Annotated in this window: 12 protein-coding genes and 3 pseudogenes; 9 read left to right on the forward strand and 6 right to left on the reverse strand. The window is 67.9% G+C overall.

Annotation, left to right across the window (positions count from 1 at the left end; translation table 11 throughout):
• Window positions 1–415: 415 nt before the first annotated feature.
• Window positions 416–2017: pseudogene (gene istA, locus ABD830_RS17040) on the forward strand (IS21 family transposase); the annotation flags it as partial.
• Window positions 2018–2119: 102 nt separating this feature from the next.
• Window positions 2120–2833: pseudogene (gene istB, locus ABD830_RS17045) on the forward strand (IS21-like element helper ATPase IstB); the annotation flags it as partial.
• Between the two features lie 199 nt (window positions 2834–3032).
• On the opposite strand, the gene ABD830_RS17050 reads toward istB, so the two are convergent.
• Window positions 3033–3686: a maleylpyruvate isomerase family mycothiol-dependent enzyme gene (locus tag ABD830_RS17050; protein WP_344988160.1), complete on the reverse strand. Its 654-nt coding sequence runs from the start codon at window positions 3684–3686 to the stop codon at window positions 3033–3035.
• Between ABD830_RS17050 and ABD830_RS54265 the strand changes: the two genes are divergently transcribed.
• Both ABD830_RS54265 and ABD830_RS17060 read left to right on the forward strand, forming a co-directional pair.
• Window positions 3651–3968 carry a hypothetical protein gene (locus tag ABD830_RS54265; RefSeq protein ID WP_378521046.1) on the forward strand — a complete coding sequence of 106 codons (318 nt, stop codon included), beginning with the start codon at window positions 3651–3653 and terminating at the stop codon, window positions 3966–3968. The two genes, ABD830_RS17050 and ABD830_RS54265, sit on opposite strands and share 36 nt — an antisense overlap.
• Before the next feature lie 258 nt (window positions 3969–4226).
• Window positions 4227–5492: an IS256 family transposase gene (locus ABD830_RS17060; protein WP_378521047.1), complete on the forward strand. Its 1266-nt coding sequence runs from the start codon at window positions 4227–4229 to the stop codon at window positions 5490–5492.
• A 338-nt stretch (window positions 5493–5830) separates the two neighbouring features.
• Here the strand turns inward: ABD830_RS17060 and ABD830_RS17065 are convergent, their stop codons facing one another.
• Window positions 5831–6973 carry an RNA-guided endonuclease InsQ/TnpB family protein gene (locus ABD830_RS17065; protein ID WP_344988162.1) on the reverse strand — a complete coding sequence of 381 codons (1143 nt, stop codon included), beginning with the start codon at window positions 6971–6973 and terminating at the stop codon, window positions 5831–5833.
• A 24-nt stretch (window positions 6974–6997) separates the two neighbouring features.
• Between ABD830_RS17065 and tnpA the strand changes: the two genes are divergently transcribed.
• A complete protein-coding gene (gene tnpA, locus ABD830_RS17070) occupies window positions 6998–7426 on the forward strand; it encodes an IS200/IS605 family transposase (RefSeq protein ID WP_344988713.1) in 429 nt (142 codons plus the stop codon).
• Window positions 7427–7534: 108 nt separating this feature from the next.
• On the opposite strand, the pseudogene murJ reads toward tnpA, so the two are convergent.
• Window positions 7535–9091: pseudogene (gene murJ / locus ABD830_RS17075) on the reverse strand (murein biosynthesis integral membrane protein MurJ); the annotation flags it as partial.
• A gap of 243 nt (window positions 9092–9334) precedes the next feature.
• On the opposite strand from murJ, the gene ABD830_RS17080 reads away from it, so the two are divergent.
• Both ABD830_RS17080 and ABD830_RS17085 read left to right on the forward strand, forming a co-directional pair.
• Window positions 9335–10930, forward strand: coding sequence for a sulfatase family protein (locus ABD830_RS17080; protein WP_344988163.1), 1596 nt, complete (start codon window positions 9335–9337; stop codon window positions 10928–10930).
• Window positions 10931–11060: 130 nt separating this feature from the next.
• Window positions 11061–11897 (forward strand): hypothetical protein, encoded by an 837-nt coding sequence (locus tag ABD830_RS17085; protein ID WP_344988164.1) that lies wholly within the window; start codon window positions 11061–11063, stop codon window positions 11895–11897.
• A gap of 11 nt (window positions 11898–11908) precedes the next feature.
• On the opposite strand, the gene ABD830_RS17090 is transcribed toward ABD830_RS17085, so the two are convergent.
• Window positions 11909–13138 carry a cytochrome P450 gene (locus ABD830_RS17090; RefSeq protein ID WP_344988165.1) on the reverse strand — a complete coding sequence of 410 codons (1230 nt, stop codon included), beginning with the start codon at window positions 13136–13138 and terminating at the stop codon, window positions 11909–11911.
• 100 nt (window positions 13139–13238) lie between these two features.
• Window positions 13239–13997, reverse strand: a complete 759-nt coding sequence (locus tag ABD830_RS17095) for a ZIP family metal transporter (protein WP_344988166.1) — start codon at window positions 13995–13997, stop codon at window positions 13239–13241.
• A 314-nt stretch (window positions 13998–14311) separates the two neighbouring features.
• On the opposite strand from ABD830_RS17095, the gene ABD830_RS17100 reads away from it, so the two are divergent.
• Window positions 14312–16450 carry a HEAT repeat domain-containing protein gene (locus ABD830_RS17100; protein ID WP_344988168.1) on the forward strand — a complete coding sequence of 713 codons (2139 nt, stop codon included), beginning with the start codon at window positions 14312–14314 and terminating at the stop codon, window positions 16448–16450.
• Window positions 16451–16532: 82 nt separating this feature from the next.
• On the opposite strand, the gene ABD830_RS17105 is transcribed toward ABD830_RS17100, so the two are convergent.
• The gene (locus tag ABD830_RS17105; RefSeq protein ID WP_344988170.1) at window positions 16533–17705 is read right to left on the reverse strand and encodes a winged helix DNA-binding domain-containing protein; all 1173 of its coding nucleotides are present in this window, start codon (window positions 17703–17705) and stop codon (window positions 16533–16535) included.
• A gap of 228 nt (window positions 17706–17933) precedes the next feature.
• Here ABD830_RS17105 and ABD830_RS17110 point away from each other — a divergent pair, with 228 nt between their 5' ends.
• Window positions 17934–19268 (forward strand): hypothetical protein, encoded by a 1335-nt coding sequence (locus ABD830_RS17110; RefSeq protein WP_344988172.1) that lies wholly within the window; start codon window positions 17934–17936, stop codon window positions 19266–19268.
• The last annotated feature ends 101 nt before the right edge of the window (window positions 19269–19369 follow it).

Consider the following 19369-nt stretch of genomic DNA (forward strand, 5'->3'; position numbering starts at 1 on the left):
CACGCATACGTTCGCCAGGTTGTTGACCGCGCTACTCGTTCTACGTCTTCAGTGCCGAATGTCCTGGCTAGAGAGCTACTTCTGGCGCAGGCTCTCGATTTCGGCGGCCAATATGGCCATGTCGCGCACATGGCCGTAGTACTTGGTTGCATAGTCGTCGTCGATCGTCGGGAGGATCTCCTCGAATACCGACGTCAGCCGCGTCAGGCCAGAGCGGTGTTGTTCGCTGAGCGGACCTTTAAGGACGCCGCTGGCGAAGCCGTAGGTGGCTCTGTAGGTGAATCAGGGAGCCAGATGTCGGTCAGTGGCTCTGTGCTGCCCGAGGGGGCCAGGGTCGTGTTAGTGAATTCGGGAGCCACCTGAGGGTTAACGGTGGGAGCATCGGTGCGTTACTCCGTGTGAGGAGACGCTGGTGATGTACCCGAAGTCCAGGGCTGAGGTTTTCGCGGCGATTCGCCGGGATTCCCGGGATGGCCTCTCGGGTCGCCAGATCGCGATGAAGTACCGGGTGAGCCGGAACACGGTGGCTGCGGCCTTGCGACAGCCATGGCCGGAACCGAGGAAACAGATGGCTCCGCGGGCGAGTCGGCTGGATGCGTTCAAACAGCTGATCGACGACATGCTGCGGGCGGATCTGGACGCTCCGCGTAAGCAGCGGCACACAGCCAAACGGATCTTCACGCGTCTGGTGGATGAGCACCAGGCGGCCGAGGTGTCGTATCAGATGGTCCGCGCCTATTTCGCCAAGCGGCGGGGCGAGATCCGGATGGAGGCGGGCCGCGATCCGCCGGAGGCGTTCGTCCCGCAGTCGCATCTGCCGGGAGTGGAAGCAGAGGTCGACTTCGGAGATGTGACCGTCCGGATCGCGGGCGAGCAGGTCAGGTGCTTTCTGTTCTCGTTCCGGTTGTCGTACTCGGGCAAGGCGGTCCATCGGGTGCTCGCCACCGGTGGCCAGGAGGCGTTCTTCGAGGGACACGTTCACGCTTTCACGGTGCTGGGCGGAGTTCCGACAGGCAAGGTCCGCTACGACAACCTCAAGGCCGCGGTCTCCAAGGTGCTGGGCTTCTCCCGAGCGCGCACCGAGTCCGCACGCTGGACGGCGTTCCGCTCGCACTACGGGATCGAGGCGTTCTACTGCCAGCCGGGTATCAAGGGCGCCCACGAGAAGGGCGGCGTCGAGGGCGACATCGGTTGGTTTCGGCGCAACCATCTGGTGCCGGTTCCCGAGGTTGCCTCGCTGGACGAGCTGAACGAGTTGATCGACCTCTGGGACGCCCAGGATGAAGGCCGGCGGATCGGCGCACGAGCCAGGACGGTCGGGGAGTATTTCGCGATCGAGCAGCCCAAGCTGCGGCCGGTTCCGGACGAACCGTTCGAGACTGGGCTGCTCTTGCCGGTCCGGGTTGATCGCTACAGCCAGGTCACCGTCCGGACGAACCGGTACTCGGTTCCGGCGCGGTTCATCGGCCGCCAGCTCCGGGTGATGCTGCATGCCTCCCACCTGATCGTCTATGACGGGCAACAGGTCGTCGCCGAGCATGAGCGGTTGTTCGCCAAGGGCGGTCGCCGCCTGGAGCTCGACCACTATCTGGAGGTTCTGGTCCGCAAACCGGGCGCGCTGCCTGGCGCGACCGCGCTGGAGCAGGCCCGCGCGGCGGGCAAGTTCACCCCTGTCCACGACGCGTGGTGGGCGGCGGCCTGCAAGGCCCACGGGGACCGCGACGGGACACGCGCGCTGATCGAGGTACTGCTGCTGGCCCGGCACATCTCGATAGAGCATCTGGTCACCGGTCTGGCGGCGGCGTTGCGGGCCGGTGCTCATACCGCGGACGCGGTCGCCCTGGAGGCCCGCAAGGCAGCCGAGGAAGACCAGCAGCCACCGCCTCCCGCGCCCGCCGACGACGCCGGCGCGACGGTGACGTTCTTGACCGAACGGCGCCTGGCCCAGCTTCCCCGCGATACCAGACCGCTGCCCTCAGTGGCGGTCTATGACCAGCTGCTCAAACGCGCTCAGCCGACCGGCGAGCGTCCTGCCAGGAGGACCACCATGCCCCCGCCCCACCGCGGCATGACCGAGCAAGCCGCCCAGGCGTCCATCGACCAGGCCTGCCGGATGCTGCGCCTGCCCAGCATCCGCGCCCAGTTCCCCGAGTTGGCTGAAAGTGCTGCCCGCGACCAGATGTCCTACCTGGGCTTCCTGGCCGAACTGCTGATGGCCGAGTGCGATGACCGCGCCCGCCGCCGCTCCGAACGGCGCATCAAGGCCGCCCAGTTCCCCCGCGACAAGTCCCTGCGCGCCTTCGACTTCGATGCCAACCCCAACATCGACCCCGCCACCATTCACACCCTCGCCACTTGCGAGTGGGTCAAGAAAGGCCAGCCGCTCTGCCTCATCGGCGACTCCGGCACCGGCAAGTCCCACCTGCTCATCGCCCTCGGCACCGAAGCCGCGATGAAGGGCTACCGGGTCCGCTACACCCTCGCCACGAAACTCGTGAACGAACTGGTCGAGGCCGCCGACGACAAGATCTTGGCCAAGACCGTTGCCCGCTACGGACGCGTTGACCTGCTCTGCATCGACGAACTCGGCTACATGGAGCTCGACCGGCACGGCGCTGAACTCCTCTTCCAGGTCCTCACCGAACGCGAGGAGAAGAACAGCGTCGCCATCGCCTCCAACGAGTCGTTCTCAGGCTGGACCCGCACCTTCACCGACCCGCGCCTCTGCGCCGCGATCGTCGACCGCCTCACCTTCGCCGGCAACATCATCGAGACCGGCACGGACTCCTACCGTCTCGCCCAAACCCGAGCCAGAGCCGAACGAGCCAGCTGACCCAGCTCACTCAGCGTCACCAGAGCTATGCCCCGCCCGCCGGAGCATGGCTCTCATTTTCACCGACACTCCAGGCCCAGTTGATCACCAAGGTCCACCTACATAGCCACTCGCCGGCAACCGGTTCGTCGACCCGAGAGGAGCCGTCCTTTCATGCCCCCGGAGGGACGGGACAGGGCGAACGTTGCCTGATTCGGCACTAGACCTGGGTGGCCAGTGGCAGGCGAGCACGCAGTTCGGTCATGCCGGGGCCCGACAGGCGTGTCAGGGCGGCACTTCGTCCATTCAGCAACAGGAGGATCGCCGCGATGGAACCCTCAACTCTCTGTCCTTGTCCCACGGACCAGGCATAGTCGGTGGCCGCGAACTCGAGTCCGTTCAACTCCTGACGGGCATGAAAGGACCATCCCATGGTGAAGGGCCATCTCATGGTCCAGATCCGGGTTGCGGAGAAAGCCGCGGCCCGCACCGGCATTGGGCGATCTCGTCCGAGAGGGATGGCAATGTCCTGCCCGTGGACGAGGATGTCCAGGAGCGGCTGCCCGCCGGGCGCCTTCCTGCGGGAGCCCACCATGCCCCGCAACAGGGCACTGATCTGGTGCACGGGCAACTCGGCTTGCCGTACGGCGGTGTCGTGAAGCATGCGGTTGATATCTCCGCGGACCTTCAGCAGCTCACGCGCCGCCTGCCCGACACCCATATGGGCAAGGGTCAGGTGGGCGGCGACGTCGCGCACCCGCCAGCCCGAGCACAGGGATGCGACCTCCCATTCCTGGTCGGAGAGGTCGTCAAGAAGGTCCGCGAGAGTGGACCGCTCGTGATCGATCGCCAGCCATATCTCATCCCGGTTCATCTCGGCCTCCTGCCGACGCACCCGAAAACTCAGTGCGGTTATTCAACTCCTTTGGTATGCCGCTTCTGCCTTCGGGGTTCCGGCAGCAATCGCGGAAAATCCAACGAACCTTCTCTAACCTGGCTCTTCACACAAGGCGCGGTCAGCGCGCCCCGCTTCACCGACCCGCGCCTCTGCTCCGCGATCGTCGACCGCCTCACCTTCGCCGGCAACATCATCGAGACCGGCACGGACTCCTACCGTCTCGCCCAAACCCGAGCCAGAGCCGAACAAGCCAGCTGACCCAACTCACTCAGCGTCACCAGAGCCATGCCCCGCCCGCCGGAGCATGGCTCTCATTTTCACCGACACTCCAGGCCCAGTTGATCACCAAGTGGCTCTCAAACTGACCGACATCTGGCTCTCGGATCCACCTACATAGCCACGTAGGCGTCCGCGTCGGGTCTGTACGGTCACTGGTGTAACTCCTGATCAAGGAGAACGCACCTGATGAGTACTGTGATCCAGGCATCGACGGAGATCGACCTGGAGGACGCCGGCGTGGCCCGCAAGCAGCCCAAGGACATCAAGGCCAAGGAGTCGGACCGGGAGCTGGTGGCCCGGCTGGTCGACCAGGCCCGCGCCGAGGGCGTGGAACTGGTGGGCGAGAACGGGCTGCTCGGCCGGCTGACCAAGCTGGTGCTGGAGTCCGCGCTGGAAGGTGAGATCACCGACCATCTCGGCTACGACAAGCACCAGCGTGGTGCAAGCGAGACAGGCAACAGCCGCAACGGCGCCCGCTCTAAAACGGTCATCACCGATGTCGGGCCGGTCGAGATCACCGTCCCACGCGATCGGGACGGCAGCTTCGAGCCGAAGATCGTGCGCAAGCGGCAGCGCCGCCTGTCCGGCGTCGATGAGATGATCATCTCGCTGGCCGCCAAGGGACTGACCACCGGAGAGATCTCCGCCCATCTGGCCGAGGTCTACGGCGCGCAGGTGTCCAAGCAGACCATCTCCACCATCACCGACAAGGTCTTGGAGGGGATGGCCGAATGGCAGAATCGGCCGCTCGACCCTGTCTACCCGGTGATTTTCATCGACGCCATCCACGTGAAGCTGCGCGAGGGTCAGGTCGCTAACCGCCCCATCTACGTGGCCATGGCGGTCACCATCGATGGCGAGCGGGACATCCTCGGGTTGTGGGCCGGCGACGGCGGCGAGGGCGCCAAGTTCTGGCTGCACGTGCTGACCGAGATCAAGAACCGTGGCGTCGGTGATGCGCTGATGGTGGTCTGCGACGGCTTGAAGGGGCTGCCGCAGGCCATCGAGAGTGTCTGGCCCCAGGCCGTCGTCCAAACGTGTGTCGTCCACTTGTTGCGTGCGAGCTTCCGCTACGCCGCTCGCCAGCATTGGGACGCCATCGCCAAGGCGCTCAAGCCGGTCTACACCGCGCCGACCGAGGCCGCCGCGCTCGAGCGCTTCTTGGAGTTCGCCGAGGCGTGGGGCGGGAAGTATCCGGCGATCGTGAAGTTGTGGGAGGACGCCTGGGCCGAGTTCGTGCCCTTCCTCAACTTCGACACCGAGATCCGCCGGGTCATCTGCTCGACCAACGCCATCGAGTCCGTGAATGCGCGGATCCGGCGGGCGGTCAAGGCGCGCGGGCACTTCCCGAATGAGCAGGCCGCGCTCAAGTGCGTCTACATGGCGATCATGAGCCTGGACCCGACCGGCAAGGGCCGCAAACGCTGGATCACCCGCTGGAAAGCCGCGCTGAACGCCTTCGCCATCACCTTCGAAGGCCGCCTGACCCCGACCACCCGCTAATCAGAAAAGATCGAGATACACCACTGACTGGACACACCCTCCCAGGGGCACGCGGGCATCCCCAAGTGCGGTTCGCGTCATCGGCGTTCGGCTCGACGGCGGGCGATGAACGGTCTGTGTGCCTCGATCGGCTCCGCCGGGTAGACAGCTCACGGCATCGTCGGAGCTTGGGACTGTCTGAATACCTCGCCATGTGAGGACCTGTGTGGCTTGGGGCTGGTGGTCGTGATGGTCACGTGTCGATCCGCAGAGCGGTGATGAGGGCTGTCAGCTTCTCGGCCGTGAACGACCGAGCTTGCAGCTCCTCGCCGTCGATGGCTTCGACGGCGAAGTCCACGTCAGGCAGCGTGACTCACTGCCCAGCCCGCCACACCGCGTGAGGCGATGTTGCGGGCTGCGTTGACGTCGGCGTGCTCAGCGAAGCCGCACGACGTACATGAGAAGGTTTCCTGGTCGGGCCGGTTGTTCTTGTCCACGTGCCCGCAGGCCGAGCACTGCTGGCTGGTGTAGGACGGGTCGACGTGGATGATGGCGACCCCGGCCCGGGCCGCCTTGTAGGAGATGAAGCTCCCGAGTTGGTGGAAGCTCCACGCATGCAGCGTGACCCGCTGGGGCTTGCGAAGCCGTACCCGGTCGCGGATGCCTTGGAGGTCTTCCAGGGCGATCCCTTGTCCGGTGCGTTCTGCCTCGGTCACGATCTGCTTGGCGATGACATGATTGGTGTTGGCGGCGAAGCGCGCCTCGGCCCGGCGCCGCTTTTTCAGCAGCCGCTTGGCCGATTTGGTGCCTTTGGCCTGCAACCGGCGTCGCAGCTCGCGCCGCCGGTGGCGGACTGCGTTCAGTGCCTTGCCGCAATGCCGGGTGCCGGTGCTGGTGGTGGCGATGTTGGCGATGCCCAGGTCCACGCCCAGGAAGCCGTCTGGCAGACTCACCGGCCGGTCGGGAAGGTCGCAGGTCGCGATCAGGAACCACATGCCGTCCCGGCAGACCAGGTCGGACTCGCCCTTCCGGTAGGCCGACAGGGTTTTGAGCTGCTCGGCGGAGGCAGTGAACGTCAGGTCTTTCAGCCTCCCGGCAACCGTCCAGATCGACACCGTCCGCGCGTCGATCTGCCAGGACAAACATCGGTCATCGAAGGGCTGAGCGGCCTCGGAACGGAAGACGATCGGCTTGGATTCGGCTTTGAGGCGTCGCGCTGAGCCCGGCTTGCCCAGGTTCCCGGCCCGCAGGTTGGCGTGCAGGACGGCGTAGGCGTCGGCGACCTTTTTGATGACGTGCTGAGCGGCCTGGGCGGCCAGCCCGTAGTGGTCTTTGATGCTCGTGTAGGCGTGCTTGCGCAGGTCGTAGTTGCGGAAGACCCGCTGATCGTAGGCCAGCGTGGAGACCTGGCAGGCTGCTGCGTTGACCGCGCGCAGGGTCGCCTCCAGCGCCGCCGCCTGCTCGGGCGTCGGCAGGAGTCGCACCTGCACCACCAGCTTCATATCGAACACACTAACATTTGGCCTATGTCACCGCGATGGGAACCCCATCCCGATATCCGGCGTGGGCGCACCGTCGTCTACACCCTGCATGCCCATTTGGTCTTCACACCCAAATATCGGCGTGGAGTGTTCACCGACGAACTTCTGCGCCGCTGTGAAGAAATCATGATCGAGGTATGCGACAGCTTCGGCGCCGAACTGGTCGAGTTCAACGGCGAGCACGACCATGTCCACTTGCTGGTTCACTACCCGCCCAAGGTCGCGCTCTCCACCTTGGTCAACTCTCTCAAAGGCGTCTCGGCCCGGCTGCTGCGCAAGGAGTACAGCGCTCATGTCCGCCGCTATCTCTGGGGCGGCCACTTCTGGTCGCCCAGCTACTTCGCCGCCTCCTGCGGAGGCGCACCCCTGTCGATCATCAAGGAGTACATCGAGAATCAGAAGCGACCAGGCTGAGCCGCTCACGCGAAGCCAGCCGTCACGGCACCGCTCGGGCCTGGGGCCCTCCCGCGCTGTCGTTTCCTCCCGGGCGTAAACGCCCGGGGTTCCACGCCAGATCCTGCTGAACTCGGATATGCGGAGGACTCGCGCGGCCAGGGCGTAGAGGCCGACTCCGATCACGGCTGCGGTGCAGACGGTGATGAGCGAGCCGGCCCAGTCCGTCCCGACAGCGGTGCCAAGGACGTGGTTGATGATGGACGCGGCGAGGCCCGCGACGATCGCTGCGGCGAGTATCCGGGTGTGGGTGTTGAGCAGGCGGTGTCCGTCGACTCTGCCGATCCGGCGGCGCAGCAGCTGAGCCGTGAGGAGTAGCCCTGCGGTGTAGGCGATGGCGGAGCAAGCCGCAAGGGCGACGATCAGGTTCGGTCCGGGCGCGAGCTGTGCGGCGGCCAGGCAGGTGGCGATGGTGACGGCGGAGACGCCGACGCTCAGTAGCGCTGGGGTGCGGGTGTCTCCGAGGGCGTAGAAGACCCGCAACATGATCTGGTAGCCGGCGAAGGGGACGAGGGCGAGGCCGTAGGCGGCGAGCACCGAGCCGGTGAGATGGGCGGCGGCGGGCGAGGCGTTGCCGTGAGCGAACAGCACGGTGGTCAACTGCGGGCCGAGCACGATGAGGGCTGCGGCGATGGGGACCAGGGCCACGCCGGTGAGCCGCAGGCTCTGGGATAGATCGGCGGTGACCTGGGCGAGGTCACGATCGGCCGCTGCCCGGCTCATCCTGGGCAGGACCGCGGTGATGACGGTGACCGCGATGACAGCGTAGGGCAGTTGGAACAGGGTGTAGGCGTTGGAGTAGACGCTGACGGCGCCGGGCCCGGCCTGCGAGGCGAGCCGGGTGATCACGATGAACCCGGCCTGGGCGGCGGCGACGGATGCGACGGTCCATCCGGCCAGGGTGACGATGCGACGGACTCCGATGCCTCGCGGGTCGGCGCGCAGCCGAAGCCGGAATCCGGTCCGCCGGCTGACCACTGCGAGCACGATCATCTGGGCGGCGACCCCGGCGCTGGTGCCGATCGACAGCAGCAGCGTCTGAACGTGAGTCAGCGTCTCCAACTCTCCGGTGCCGCCGATCAGCAGGAAGACCGACGCGGTGGCGATGACGACAAGGTTGTTGGCCACCGGCGCCCACATGGGCGAGATGAAGCGGCTGCGTGCGTTGAGGATCGCGGCCAGGGTCGCGCTCACTGCGTAGAACAGGATCTGGGGCATGAAGTACCGGGTGAAGACGACTGCCAGATGCCGTTGGTCGGGGCTGAAGCCGGGAACGTAGAGGTCCACGATGAACGGCGCGGCGATGATCGTCACGATCACTACGGCCCCAAGACCGTAGACCACCAAGGACAGCAGCCGCTGGGCGAACAGTTCGTCGTCGACGTCTCCGTCAGCGGCCGTACGAACCAGCAGCGGAACGAGCACGCTCGCGAGCGCGCCGCCGAAGACGAGCTCATAGACGGTGTTGGGGGTGACATTCGCCGCGGTGTAGGCGTCCAGCAACCGGCTGCCCAGCCCGAGCGCGGCGACCAGCGCCAATGTGCGGGCAAAGCCGGTGGCCCTCGAGACGACAGTGGCGATCGCCATCGCCCGGCCCGTCCGCATGAGCCTTGGTTGATCAGGCATGAGTGCTCTCTCCTTCGTCTGGGGTGACGCGGGCGGCCCGAGCGCCCGGTGACCGCGGGACCGCTCGCGGGGACGGCGAGGTCACATTCGTCACTGCGGGCCCGCGATCCACGATGGCACCGTTCCTCACATGCGGCGAAATATGCCTCTTTGGGCGACATTGAGTTGTTTGGGCGGTTTGTCATGAATTACTGTGCATCGGCGCCCCCCCAACCCCTCCTATATGTGCCAAAGAGGCTTGTCATGGCGATGTCCCGAAATATCAGGAAAAGCTGGGCGGTGGTGGTCGCCATCGTCCTTGCCTTGGCCATGGCGTCCCCGGCGTCCGCCGGCACCGTGTCCGCGCCCAAGCGGCCGAACATCATCTTCTTCCTCGTCGACGACATGTCGGCCGAGCTGCTCCAGTACATGGACACCGTCAAGAGCCTCGCCCACGACGGCACCACGTTCAGCGACTACTACGTGGCCGACTCGCTCTGCTGCCCGTCACGGGCGACCATGTTCACCGGCGAGTTCCCGCACAACACCGGCGTGCGCACCAACCAGGGCTACGATCACGGCGGTTACCCGGCGTTCCAGAAGCATGAGGGCAGGACGTACGCCGTCTCCCTGCACCAGGCCGGATACCGTACGGGCTACCTCGGCAAGTACATCAACGAGTATCCCGCCGGCCGCGGCTACCAGGTGCCGCCGGGCTGGGACGAGTGGCATGTGAGCGCGGCCGGCGGCTACAACGAATTCAAGTACCGGCTCACCCACTACATCAAGGAGGAATCGGGCCGCCGGCGGACGACCGACCCCTCGGGGGGCAAGTACCTGGTGGACGAGCTGGGGCAGCGGGCGGTCGGCTTCATCGAGCGCTCCCGCAAGTACGCCCCGGGCGAGCCGTTCTTCCTCCAGGTCTCCCCCTTCTCGCCGCACAACCGGGTCAACGTCAAGCCCGGCGACACGGAGCCGCGCTTCCCGCCCGCGGAGCGCGACCGGCCGAAGGACCGCTTCCCCGGCGGGGAGTTCCCCCACGGCGACTGCGGGGGTCCCGACTGCAACAGCATCGACGTGGCCTCCCTGCCCACGTTCAACGAGGACACCGCCGACAAGCCCTCCTGGGTACGGCGGGCGCCACTCGACCCGAAGATCGTCAACCAGCTCCGCGAGGACTTCCGCGACCGGATCCGCATGGTGCAGTCGATCGACGACATGGTGCAGCGCGTCCTGTCCGCGCTGACCGAGCAGGAGAAGCAGAACACGTACATCGTCTTCACCAGCGACAACGGCTTCCACCTCGGCCAGCACCGCCTGGTGCGCGGCAAGGCCACCGCCTACGACCACGACGTACGGGTGCCGCTCCTGGTCAGGCGTCCGACCGCCGGGCCGCGCGGCGACTTCGCGACCAGCGCCATCGCCCAGAACGTGGACCTGTTCGCGACCTTCCTCGACATGGCCGGCGTCGACAAGGCGACGCGTGACAGCCGCGACGGCCGCAGCCTGCTCCCCCTCATCCAGGGCCAGAAGGTCACCGGCTGGCGCGACGCGGCACTGATCGAGCACGTCAAGCCGACCCCGCACGCGCCCGGCCAGCCCGACCCCGACGCGGACGCCCTCAAGAAGGGCAACTCCCGTCCGCCCACCTACAACGCCGTGCGGACCGCCGGGGACCTCTACGTCGAGTACAAGGGGGATCCGACGCCCGAGTACTACAACACCGTCACCGATCCCCGCGAGGAGTCCAACGACCCGCGCAACGCCAGAACGGCCGGCCTGAGCAAGGCCCTCGCCGCTCTCGTGAGTTGCGGCAGGCCCGGCGCGATGGACTGCTGGACGGCGGCCCACCTGCGCTGACTCGCCTCCGGGGACGCCCTGAGAGCCCGCTCATCCAGCCGCGGTCCGCACGGCGGCCAGAACGGCTTGACGGATGATCTTCGATGCACCAGATTGTTCGCGTCTTTCAGGACCGTCCCCAAGGAACCCAATGAAGCGAACCATCGTCGGTGTCGTCGTGGTCGCGGGCATGGTGCAGCTCGCCACCACGCCCGCGCAGGCGGCAGCCAAGATCGACCCGGTCAGGGCGCTCAAGTCCGAGTTGGCCCCTGGCCGGGCCGTCAACGTCCGGTCCACCGTGAAGGTGACCTTCGCGCGCGACCTCGTCACCACCTCCGACCTGGAGGGCACGATCGGGTTCGGCCCGCGGGGCGCGACCGCGTCCGACGTGGCCCAGACCCTGCGGTACAGCAAGAAGCTGCTCCGCACCATGATGAGGGCGAACCCGGAGGAGACCGAGGCCCTGCAGGAAGGGCCGGTCAGGATGATCTCCTCGAAGGACGCGAGCTACGTCTCCGGCCCGGTGGTCGACGCCGCGCTGCCCCAGGGCACGAGCTGGGTGCGCTACGGGCGGACGAAGCTGCCGGCGAGCAATCTGCTGCTCGAGATCCTGGAGCCCGCCACGCTCAAGACGCTCCTGACCCACCGGAGCTCCTACCGCGACGGGGTGGTGAAGGGATCGATCAAGGCCACCAAGCTCGCCGCGGTCTCCTCCTCCTTCGCCTCGCGTTTCGGGACGCGCTTCAAGAGCGGCCGCGACGGCAGGATCTCCTACACCCTGTGGCTCGGCCCGACGGGCCTGGTCGAGCGCCTGTCCGCCAAGGCCGTCCTGCCCCGCGCCAAGGGCTCCGTCCACATCGAGTCGAGCAGCCGGTACTCGGACTGGGGCCGTCAGGTCACCGTCCTCCTGCCTCTCCGGGGAGACGTGATCGACCGGGAGGAGATCGCGGACGACGTGCCGTACCAGGCCCCGGGGATCTGGAACTAGACCGACCGTGCTCACGGCCCCGTTCTGACCGTCAGCCCGCGGATCTCGTATCCGCCGATGTCGTTGTTGAAGCTCACCCGGGGCGCCGACGCCATCCGGACGCCGTCCATGGCGAACAGGCGGCTGAGGAAGACGTCGGCCTCCAGGACGGCGATACCCGCTCCGGGACACCGGTGCGGGCCGTCGCCGAAGGACAGGGCCGCGGCGCCCGTACCACCGCCGCCGCCGTCGATGGCGCGCCCGGGGCACATCGACAGCGGCTGCGGGCCCACGGCTTGGGGGTCGGTGTTCGCCGCGTCGACGAACACGTCGATCAGCGCGCCCGGCGGCACCGTGACCTGGCCGTCGTCGCCGGGCAGTTCGAGCGGGGCCGTGGTGCGCCGGCGCAGCCGGGCCACGACGGGTTCGAGCCGCAGGATCTCGTGCAGGACGGCGAGGCGGCCGGGCTCGTCCGCCGCACGGTAGCGCTCCAGCAGCGCGTCATCGGCGAACAGGTGCCAGGCCGCGACGCAGATGAACTCGCGCGTGGTCACCATGCCGGCCGCGGCGAAGGTCAGGCACTCACCGAGGATCTCGGCGGCCGTGCACCCCTCGGAGATCAGGTGCGAGATGAGGTCGTCGCGCGGCTCGCGGCGGTGGTCGCGGATCGCCGGGCGGACGTCGGCCAGGTAGACGCGCAGCCAGTTGACGTTCTGCCGGACCAGCCAGTAGATCCCGCTCGGGCTGGTCAGGCCGGGCCTGCCGAACTTCTCCGGGAAGAAGCGTTCCAGTCTGCCGCGGATCCCAGGCCTGCTCGACGTGAGGCCGATGATCGCGCTCGCCACCTCGATCGCCATGCCGAAGCTCAGCTCGGAGAGCTGCGCCTCGCCCGCCTCCCGCAGCCTGGCGAGCTGCCTTTCGGCGGTCTCCGCCATCAGCGCGCGATACCGCTCGTCCACCCGGCGGGGCGTGAAGTACTTCGCGGTCTGCCGGCGGTGCTCGCGGTGCTCGGGCCCGTCCCGGTAGAGGACGGGACGCCGGATCCTGGCCGGCAGCTTCTCCACGGTCTCGACGCCCAGCCCGGCCTGGACGGTGCCGTCGCCGCGCAGCACGGCGCGGGCCTGCGCGTAACCGCGGACCTCCCACGTGCCGTCATCGGCCTGCCTGACCGGGCAGGTCTCGCGTGCGGTCGGGCCTTGAGCAGCCAGGTCGCTCCCGCCTTCGCGCCGGACCTTGCGCGCGTCCCCGCTGTGGTCGTTCACGCCGGCATGTCTCCCTTGTCATCGGCTGCCGTTGACCATGCTGGTGCGCGTACGGCGGTAGATCAAGAGCAGCGGCGGGCCGACGCGCCTCAGGACGGGATCACTCGGCCAGGCGCTCGATGGCGAAGGCCGACAGGAAACCGATCGTGGCGATGAGCCCCGTGAGGGTGTGCGCGCGCTCGAAGGCCTCGGGGATCATCGTGTCGGCCACCATGGCGAGGATCGCGCCCGCAGCGACGCCCATGATGACCGAGGTGACCGCCGGCGAGGCGGACTGCATGGACAGGTTGCCGAGCAGCGCCGCAACGCCGCTGGCCAGCGCGATGCCTCCCCAGATGCCGAACACGTAGCGGGCGCCGCGGCCCGCGCGCTTCATCCCGGCGGCGCTGGAGAGCCCTTCGGGGACGTTCGAGATGAAGACCGCGGCGACGACGGCGAGCCCGATCTCCCCGCCGCCGACGAGGGACACGCCGAGCACCACGGACTCGGGTATGCCGTCGAGCAGGGCGCCGATGGCGATCGCCGCGCCGCTCCCCTGGACGTCGGCCTCGCTCGGTTGCTGATCGCCCGAACGCTTGCGGTGCCGTGCGCCGCGCCGGGCCAGCAGCGCGTTGGCCGCCACGTAGACGCAGGCGCCGGCGAGGAAGCCGGCGGCGGTCGGCAGGAGGCCGCCGGACCGCTCGGCCTCGTCCATCAGCTCGAACGAGAGCGCCGAGATCAGCACACCGGCCCCGAAAGCCATGATCATGGCGATCACCCGCTCCGGAACCCGCTCCAGCCAGGCGAACCCGGCCCCCAGGACCAGGGCCCCACCGGCCAGCAACCCCCACAGCCCCGCCTCAAGCCACTGCGGCATCATCGCACCTCCACATACGGGACTGTACGATCTTCGCGCCCCGCCCCGGCACCCGGCCACCGGCCAGGCCGGAACGTGCGAACGGTCCCGCTCCAGGGCCCGCGTCCGGGCGTCCGCGCCGCCGTTCCCGACATCGGTTTCCCCGTGGACGTATCGGGTGACCAGGCTCCGGCGGGGCGCCTGCCGCTCCCGGCGAGGTGGTCGTCTCCGACGGCGATCCCGGCCAACGCCAAGATCAGCCCCATCGGATCGGAGAATGCGCAGACATGGCACGGACGGCTCTGCCAGTCTGAACAGATGATCACGAAGGCCGTCTCGTGAGCGACGAAGAGAAGTCCCGCCTCAGGGAGTTCAGCGCCCGGCTGGAGAGCGACGACATCGACGTCGTCCGCAGAGCTCTGGACGATTACCAGTCAGCACAGGCGGACACCAGGTGGGGTGTGGACAACCCCTACTGGCCCCTGGCCGACGAGGTGCGCTTCGCCGCCCGAGACCTCCTCGGGCAACCTCCGTCCGGCCGCAGCCACGCGAGCGCTCTGACCGTGATGTGGCATCTCGCCGAGGAGGAGGACGCGGACTTGATCGCCGACGCTTTCGAAGGCGCCCCCGGCGCCGAGGTACGGGAAATGGCGCTTCTCGCGGCCGGCACCGCCCTCGCGGAGAGCGAGGAGCCGAACCGGCGGCTACTGGCGCTGATCACCGCGATGGTGCTGGACGAGAGCCTCGATGTGCAGGATCGCAGGGACGCCGTGCGCGCCCTGGTCGTTCTCGATCTCCCCGAGGTCGAGGACCTCATCGTCCGTGTCAGTGAGTCGTCCGAACTGCAACTCCAGGTGTGCGCGGCGGGTTATCTCGCGACGCCCCTGCGGCTCCGTGTCCACCGTGACCGCGTCACGCGGCTCGTAAGATCCTGGCCGGAGGACGCGGGTTGGGAGGCCGAGCATATTCGTCGCGAAGCGCTCAAGGGCTTCCACAGCACCTACTGGAAAGACACCGAGTTGGACGATCCGGTGCTCCGGAAGGCCCATGACGAGTTGATGTTCCCGCTCAGCGACGAGGGATGCCTGCGAGCATTCGCCACCCTGCTCCACAGCGAGGACCCGGTCGCCGTGGGCATCGCGCTCGACCATTACGAGTCCTCGGAGGGGTTGCGTCATGTCCTGGAAGACGAGGAACGTGCCGATGGCTACCTGCCCGAGGTGCTGGCTCGCGCTCGTGAGGTGCTCCGGCGGCCGATGTCTCCCGCCGAGGTGAGCGCCCTGAACATGATCGGGAAGCAGCACGCCAAGCCCGGTGACGCTCGCCTCCTGCTGGACGTTCTCGCCCGAACGGACTCGGACGCGGTGCGCAACGAGGCCATCTGGATGGCCTACGGCGTGCTCGACGAAGCCGAGGTGAAGGACGAGAGACTCGTCGCCGCCCTGGGCGACCTGATCTTCGACCCGTCCGTCGGCACGAAGGAGACGGCGATCCGTATCCTGGCCGAGAGCCTCGGCGCGGACGCGGACGACATTCTGCTCCGGGCGCTGCGCGAGGGCGAGCCGAAGGTGCAGGCCACCGCCTCTCATTACCTGATCCGTACGGGAGGCCTGGAGCGGCACCGCGTCATCCTGGAAGAGGTCGCGGAGAGCTGGGGGGAGCAGCCTCCCGTACGCCCTTGGGGCCAGAACCCCATTGAGATGATCTTCGGCACGCCACACAGCATCCACTGGAAAGGACACCGGCTGGCGGACCCTGACCTGCATCGCGCCCACAGAAGGCTGAGGGCTCCCACGGTGGACGAGTCGTATCACCAGGCGCTTCGTACGCTGCTCGAAAGCGACGACCAGGCGGCCGTGGGCATCGCCCTCGACCACTGGTGGAGTCCCGACGGCGCCATGGCGCGGGGCGGTGAGGAAGCACGTGGACCGGAGAGGGCACTCGTCCTGGACCGCATCCGGGAGATCCTGCGGCAGCCTCCCTCACCGACCGAGCTCAGCCGCACGTACGGCCCCGAGGCCAAGCACCGCACCGCACTGTCGGCGCTGGACGTCGTGGCAGCGGAAGAGCCGCCCCTGCTGGCCGAGGTCGTGGAGGCCGCCGCGGGCGATTACGTTCGCAAGCGGGCTCTCGATGCGGTGGAGGCGGTGTTCAAGGACGCGGAGGAGGCTGACCTGCGGCTCGTCGAGGCGCTTGGGAATGTGGCCTGCGAGGAGAAGGTGCCGTTGTATGACCGCCTCAGGGCACTGGAACTGCTGAACGAGTCTCCGGGGAGCAACTTCGTGGACGCGCTCGTCCGGGCGACGCGCTGTCCCGAGGTAGAGGTTCAAGCCGCCGCCGCATGGGGGCTGATGTGGGACGAGGTGATCGAGGACCATCGCGCCATGCTTGAGGAGCTGAGCGCGGGCTGGCCCGTGGAGGACGTCCCGTGGGAGGTCACGCGGGTGCGGGACATGCTCCACGCCGCCAAGAAGTGACGCGGGCCGCGTGTGTGCGGGTAGCGCACGGTGCGGGCAGTCGACCGTTTCGGCCTTCGTGTCACGGCTGTCGCCTGCGGCCCTACAGGTGGCCGCCTACGGCGATCTTGCCCATGGTCAGCCGTGGTTCGCTCTCCAGGATCTCCCCGATGCGCTTCACCTGGTCGGCCAGCTCACGGTGCTCGTCGATGGTGAGTGTGGTCAGCAGTTCGACCGTGATGTCCAGCTTGCGGCCGGAGCGACGCTGGTGCCAGATCCCGGCGACAGTGCCGTCGACGAGCAGTACAGGATAGTTGCCGGCTTGACCGCCGGAGAGCGCGCGTTGCGCGGCAGCTGCGGGGAAAAGCCGCTCACGCGGGTGGCAGCCAACGGTGTAGGCGTCGAAGTACGGCAGTAGCCGTACCCCGTGTGCCGGCACGGGTGCCGGCGCGGTGTCGCCGGCGAGGACCCAGGCCACAGCGCCGGCGACCTCGACCTGTTGCAGTTGATCGGCAAGGGAGTCGAACAGTTCGGCCGCCCAGCGGCGCGGCGCGGACAGCCACTGCGCGAACTGCTGCGGCGTGGCCGGGCCGTACGCGTGCAGGTAGCGCCGGACCAGGCCGGCGAGCGCGTCGGCTGCCGGGGTGGGCCGGAACCCTGGGAGCCATCGTCGTGGACTGGTGTAGGTGACCTTTCGCCCGCGGTTCGGGCCGAAGCACAGGACCCCGCGGTGTGCGGCAAGGTGGATCGCCTGTTGCCAGCGTGGCCGCATGCTCCCGAATCCTGGCACCACCGGGTCGGTGGCCCACGGACCGGTGCGGGTGGCCACCGCCGCAGTGAGTTCGTCAACAGTGAGCTCCGTGTCGGCCAGTGCTTCTGCGATGGCCGCGACGACCTCGTGGGTCTGCTCCGGGGTCAGCCGCGCGTCGGCGGGCATGCTGTTCGAAGACGATGGCAATGCGCCGAGCGCGCCGGTCCACAGTGGCAGTTCGTGCGTCGGCAGCAGATGCACGGTGCCGCGCGGCCCGAACGTCTTGACCAGACTCCGCTCCTCCCACAGCGCGTACCGGACATCGTTGCGGGTGAGACCGACGACGCGCAGCCCGATGGACACCTCGGCGGCCGAGAGCACCTGGGCATGCGCCCCGCACATGGCGGCGACGGCATCTGCCGGTCGGCCGTCGCGCATCGGGGCGGACAGCCCATGCCGATCGAGCCGTCGGCCCCATATATCGGCCCAGGACAGCCCAGCCATCGCGGTGGAACGGTTGGTCATCGAGCACGTCTCCCTGTTCGGTCTTCGCTGACGACAGCCACACTACGGACAACCTAGGACAGGTCCCGCCCTAGGAGTCGGCAGTCTGCAGACAGATGAGAAACCCCATCCGCCTGCCGCACGATCATTTCCGGCGTCAGACAGGCTGTCATGCCAGACATGTTGATCTCCCCGCCTGCCTGAGGTAGCTAATGAAGGAGACCTTCGTAATTACGCCGGGAGAACCACGTGATCCTGCGATTAGTCGCCCTGGCCCTGCTTGTCGCCGCTTCGTTGACCGTCCCCCTGCCCGCCGGCGCCGCCACCGGCCAGGCGTTGACGGCCGCGCAACTGGCCCAGGTCCGGCCGCTGGCCTTCACCTCGACCATGCCGGAGCGTGACGCGGTGGCCACCACCCTGCCGGTGACCAAGGTGAGGATGAACGCCGTCATAGCCGGCGGCTACGCCACCCGCGCGCTCTGCCACCCCACCGACCTCCACGTCTCGGTCCAGGTCAGCGGATTCTGCTGGGACGGCACCGACGACACCACCGCGAACTGGTTCCCGCAGGGCATCACCGGCAGCGGCGACGGCATGAACGGCTCGGTGCTCTACCCGCCCTGCGACGGCTGCGCGGGCCGGAAGATCGTGGCGGTGAGCTGGCGCAGCGGCGCCTCCCACGAGTACGGGGCCAACCGGCTGGCCAGGGTCACCTTCGTCGACGTCACCGGCGGAACGGCGGGGGCGCCGTACCGGCATGTCGTGCTGGTCGAGCCCGACGGAAGCGCCGAGGGCTTCCACGAGATCGCCACCCACGCCGACGGCATCTCGTGGTACGGCAACAAGCTCTTCGTCGTCACAGGCGGCGACCCGGACGTGTCCGGCGGCGACCGGCTGATACGGGTCTTCGACCTCACCCACTTCTGGAGGATGAACTCCACCACCTCGGGGAACGTCGGCTGCGTCGGCGGCGTCTGCTCGGCGGCGTACTCGGGGTTCGCCCTGCCGCAGATCGGCTACTACCGGCTCGGCCCGCCGTCGGTGTGCGTCAGCCTCGACCTGGCGAGGCCCTGCTTCAACGGCGTCTCGCTCGATCGCAGCGGCGCCGATCATCTCACCACCGTCGAATACAAGAGGGGCGCCTCCGGCGGGAAGATCCTCCGCTGGCCCCTGGACTCGCTCACCGCTCTGCTCAAGACCGGCTCCGACGGGCTGGTCCACCCCACCGAGGGCTGGACCAGCCCGGTCTGGGAACTCCAGGGCGGCGTGTTCACCGGCGGCAACGGCATCCTCGTGGGCCTCTGCCCCGACGGCGCGCCCGCGGTGAGCTACATGCCGGGCGGGACGGCGAGCATCTCAGGCGACTACCGCAAGTCCTGCCTGCATCGCGTCACGATCTCCGCCGACCGCGGCACGCTCGACGTCCACTACATGACGACCGTTCCCGCCAACGCCCAGAACGTCTCCTACTGGCCGGCGAGCGGAGAGGTGTGGCTGGTCAACGAGTTCCGCGGGGACTATGCCGGCGCGTACGGGAGCGACCGCCTGGTGCTGGCGCTGAACTGCCCGAATCTGAGCTGCTGACGGCTTTGTAGGTCCCGTGTTCCATTTGTTACCTAAGTGCGATCTGAAGCGTTGTGACGGGTTCACTCTTTGATCAGCCCTGTCCCACGCACCCCCGAGGT

The sequence above is a fragment of the Nonomuraea helvata genome, assembly GCF_039535785.1.
Lineage (GTDB): Bacteria > Actinomycetota > Actinomycetes > Streptosporangiales > Streptosporangiaceae > Nonomuraea > Nonomuraea helvata.

What these genes read in the sequence shown, in the direction of transcription:
- ABD830_RS17050 (WP_344988160.1), bottom strand. Translation starts at nt 3,686, where the DNA reads ATGAACCGGGATGAGATATGGCTGGCGATCGATCACGAGCGGTCCACT.
- ABD830_RS17065 (WP_344988162.1), bottom strand. Translation starts at nt 6,973, where the DNA reads ATGAAGCTGGTGGTGCAGGTGCGACTCCTGCCGACGCCCGAGCAGGCG.
- tnpA (WP_344988713.1), top strand. Translation starts at nt 6,998, where the DNA reads ATGTCACCGCGATGGGAACCCCATCCCGATATCCGGCGTGGGCGCACC.
- ABD830_RS17080 (WP_344988163.1), top strand. Translation starts at nt 9,335, where the DNA reads ATGGCGATGTCCCGAAATATCAGGAAAAGCTGGGCGGTGGTGGTCGCC.
- ABD830_RS17085 (WP_344988164.1), top strand. Translation starts at nt 11,061, where the DNA reads ATGAAGCGAACCATCGTCGGTGTCGTCGTGGTCGCGGGCATGGTGCAG.
- ABD830_RS17095 (WP_344988166.1), bottom strand. Translation starts at nt 13,997, where the DNA reads ATGATGCCGCAGTGGCTTGAGGCGGGGCTGTGGGGGTTGCTGGCCGGT.
- ABD830_RS17105 (WP_344988170.1), bottom strand. Translation starts at nt 17,705, where the DNA reads ATGACCAACCGTTCCACCGCGATGGCTGGGCTGTCCTGGGCCGATATA.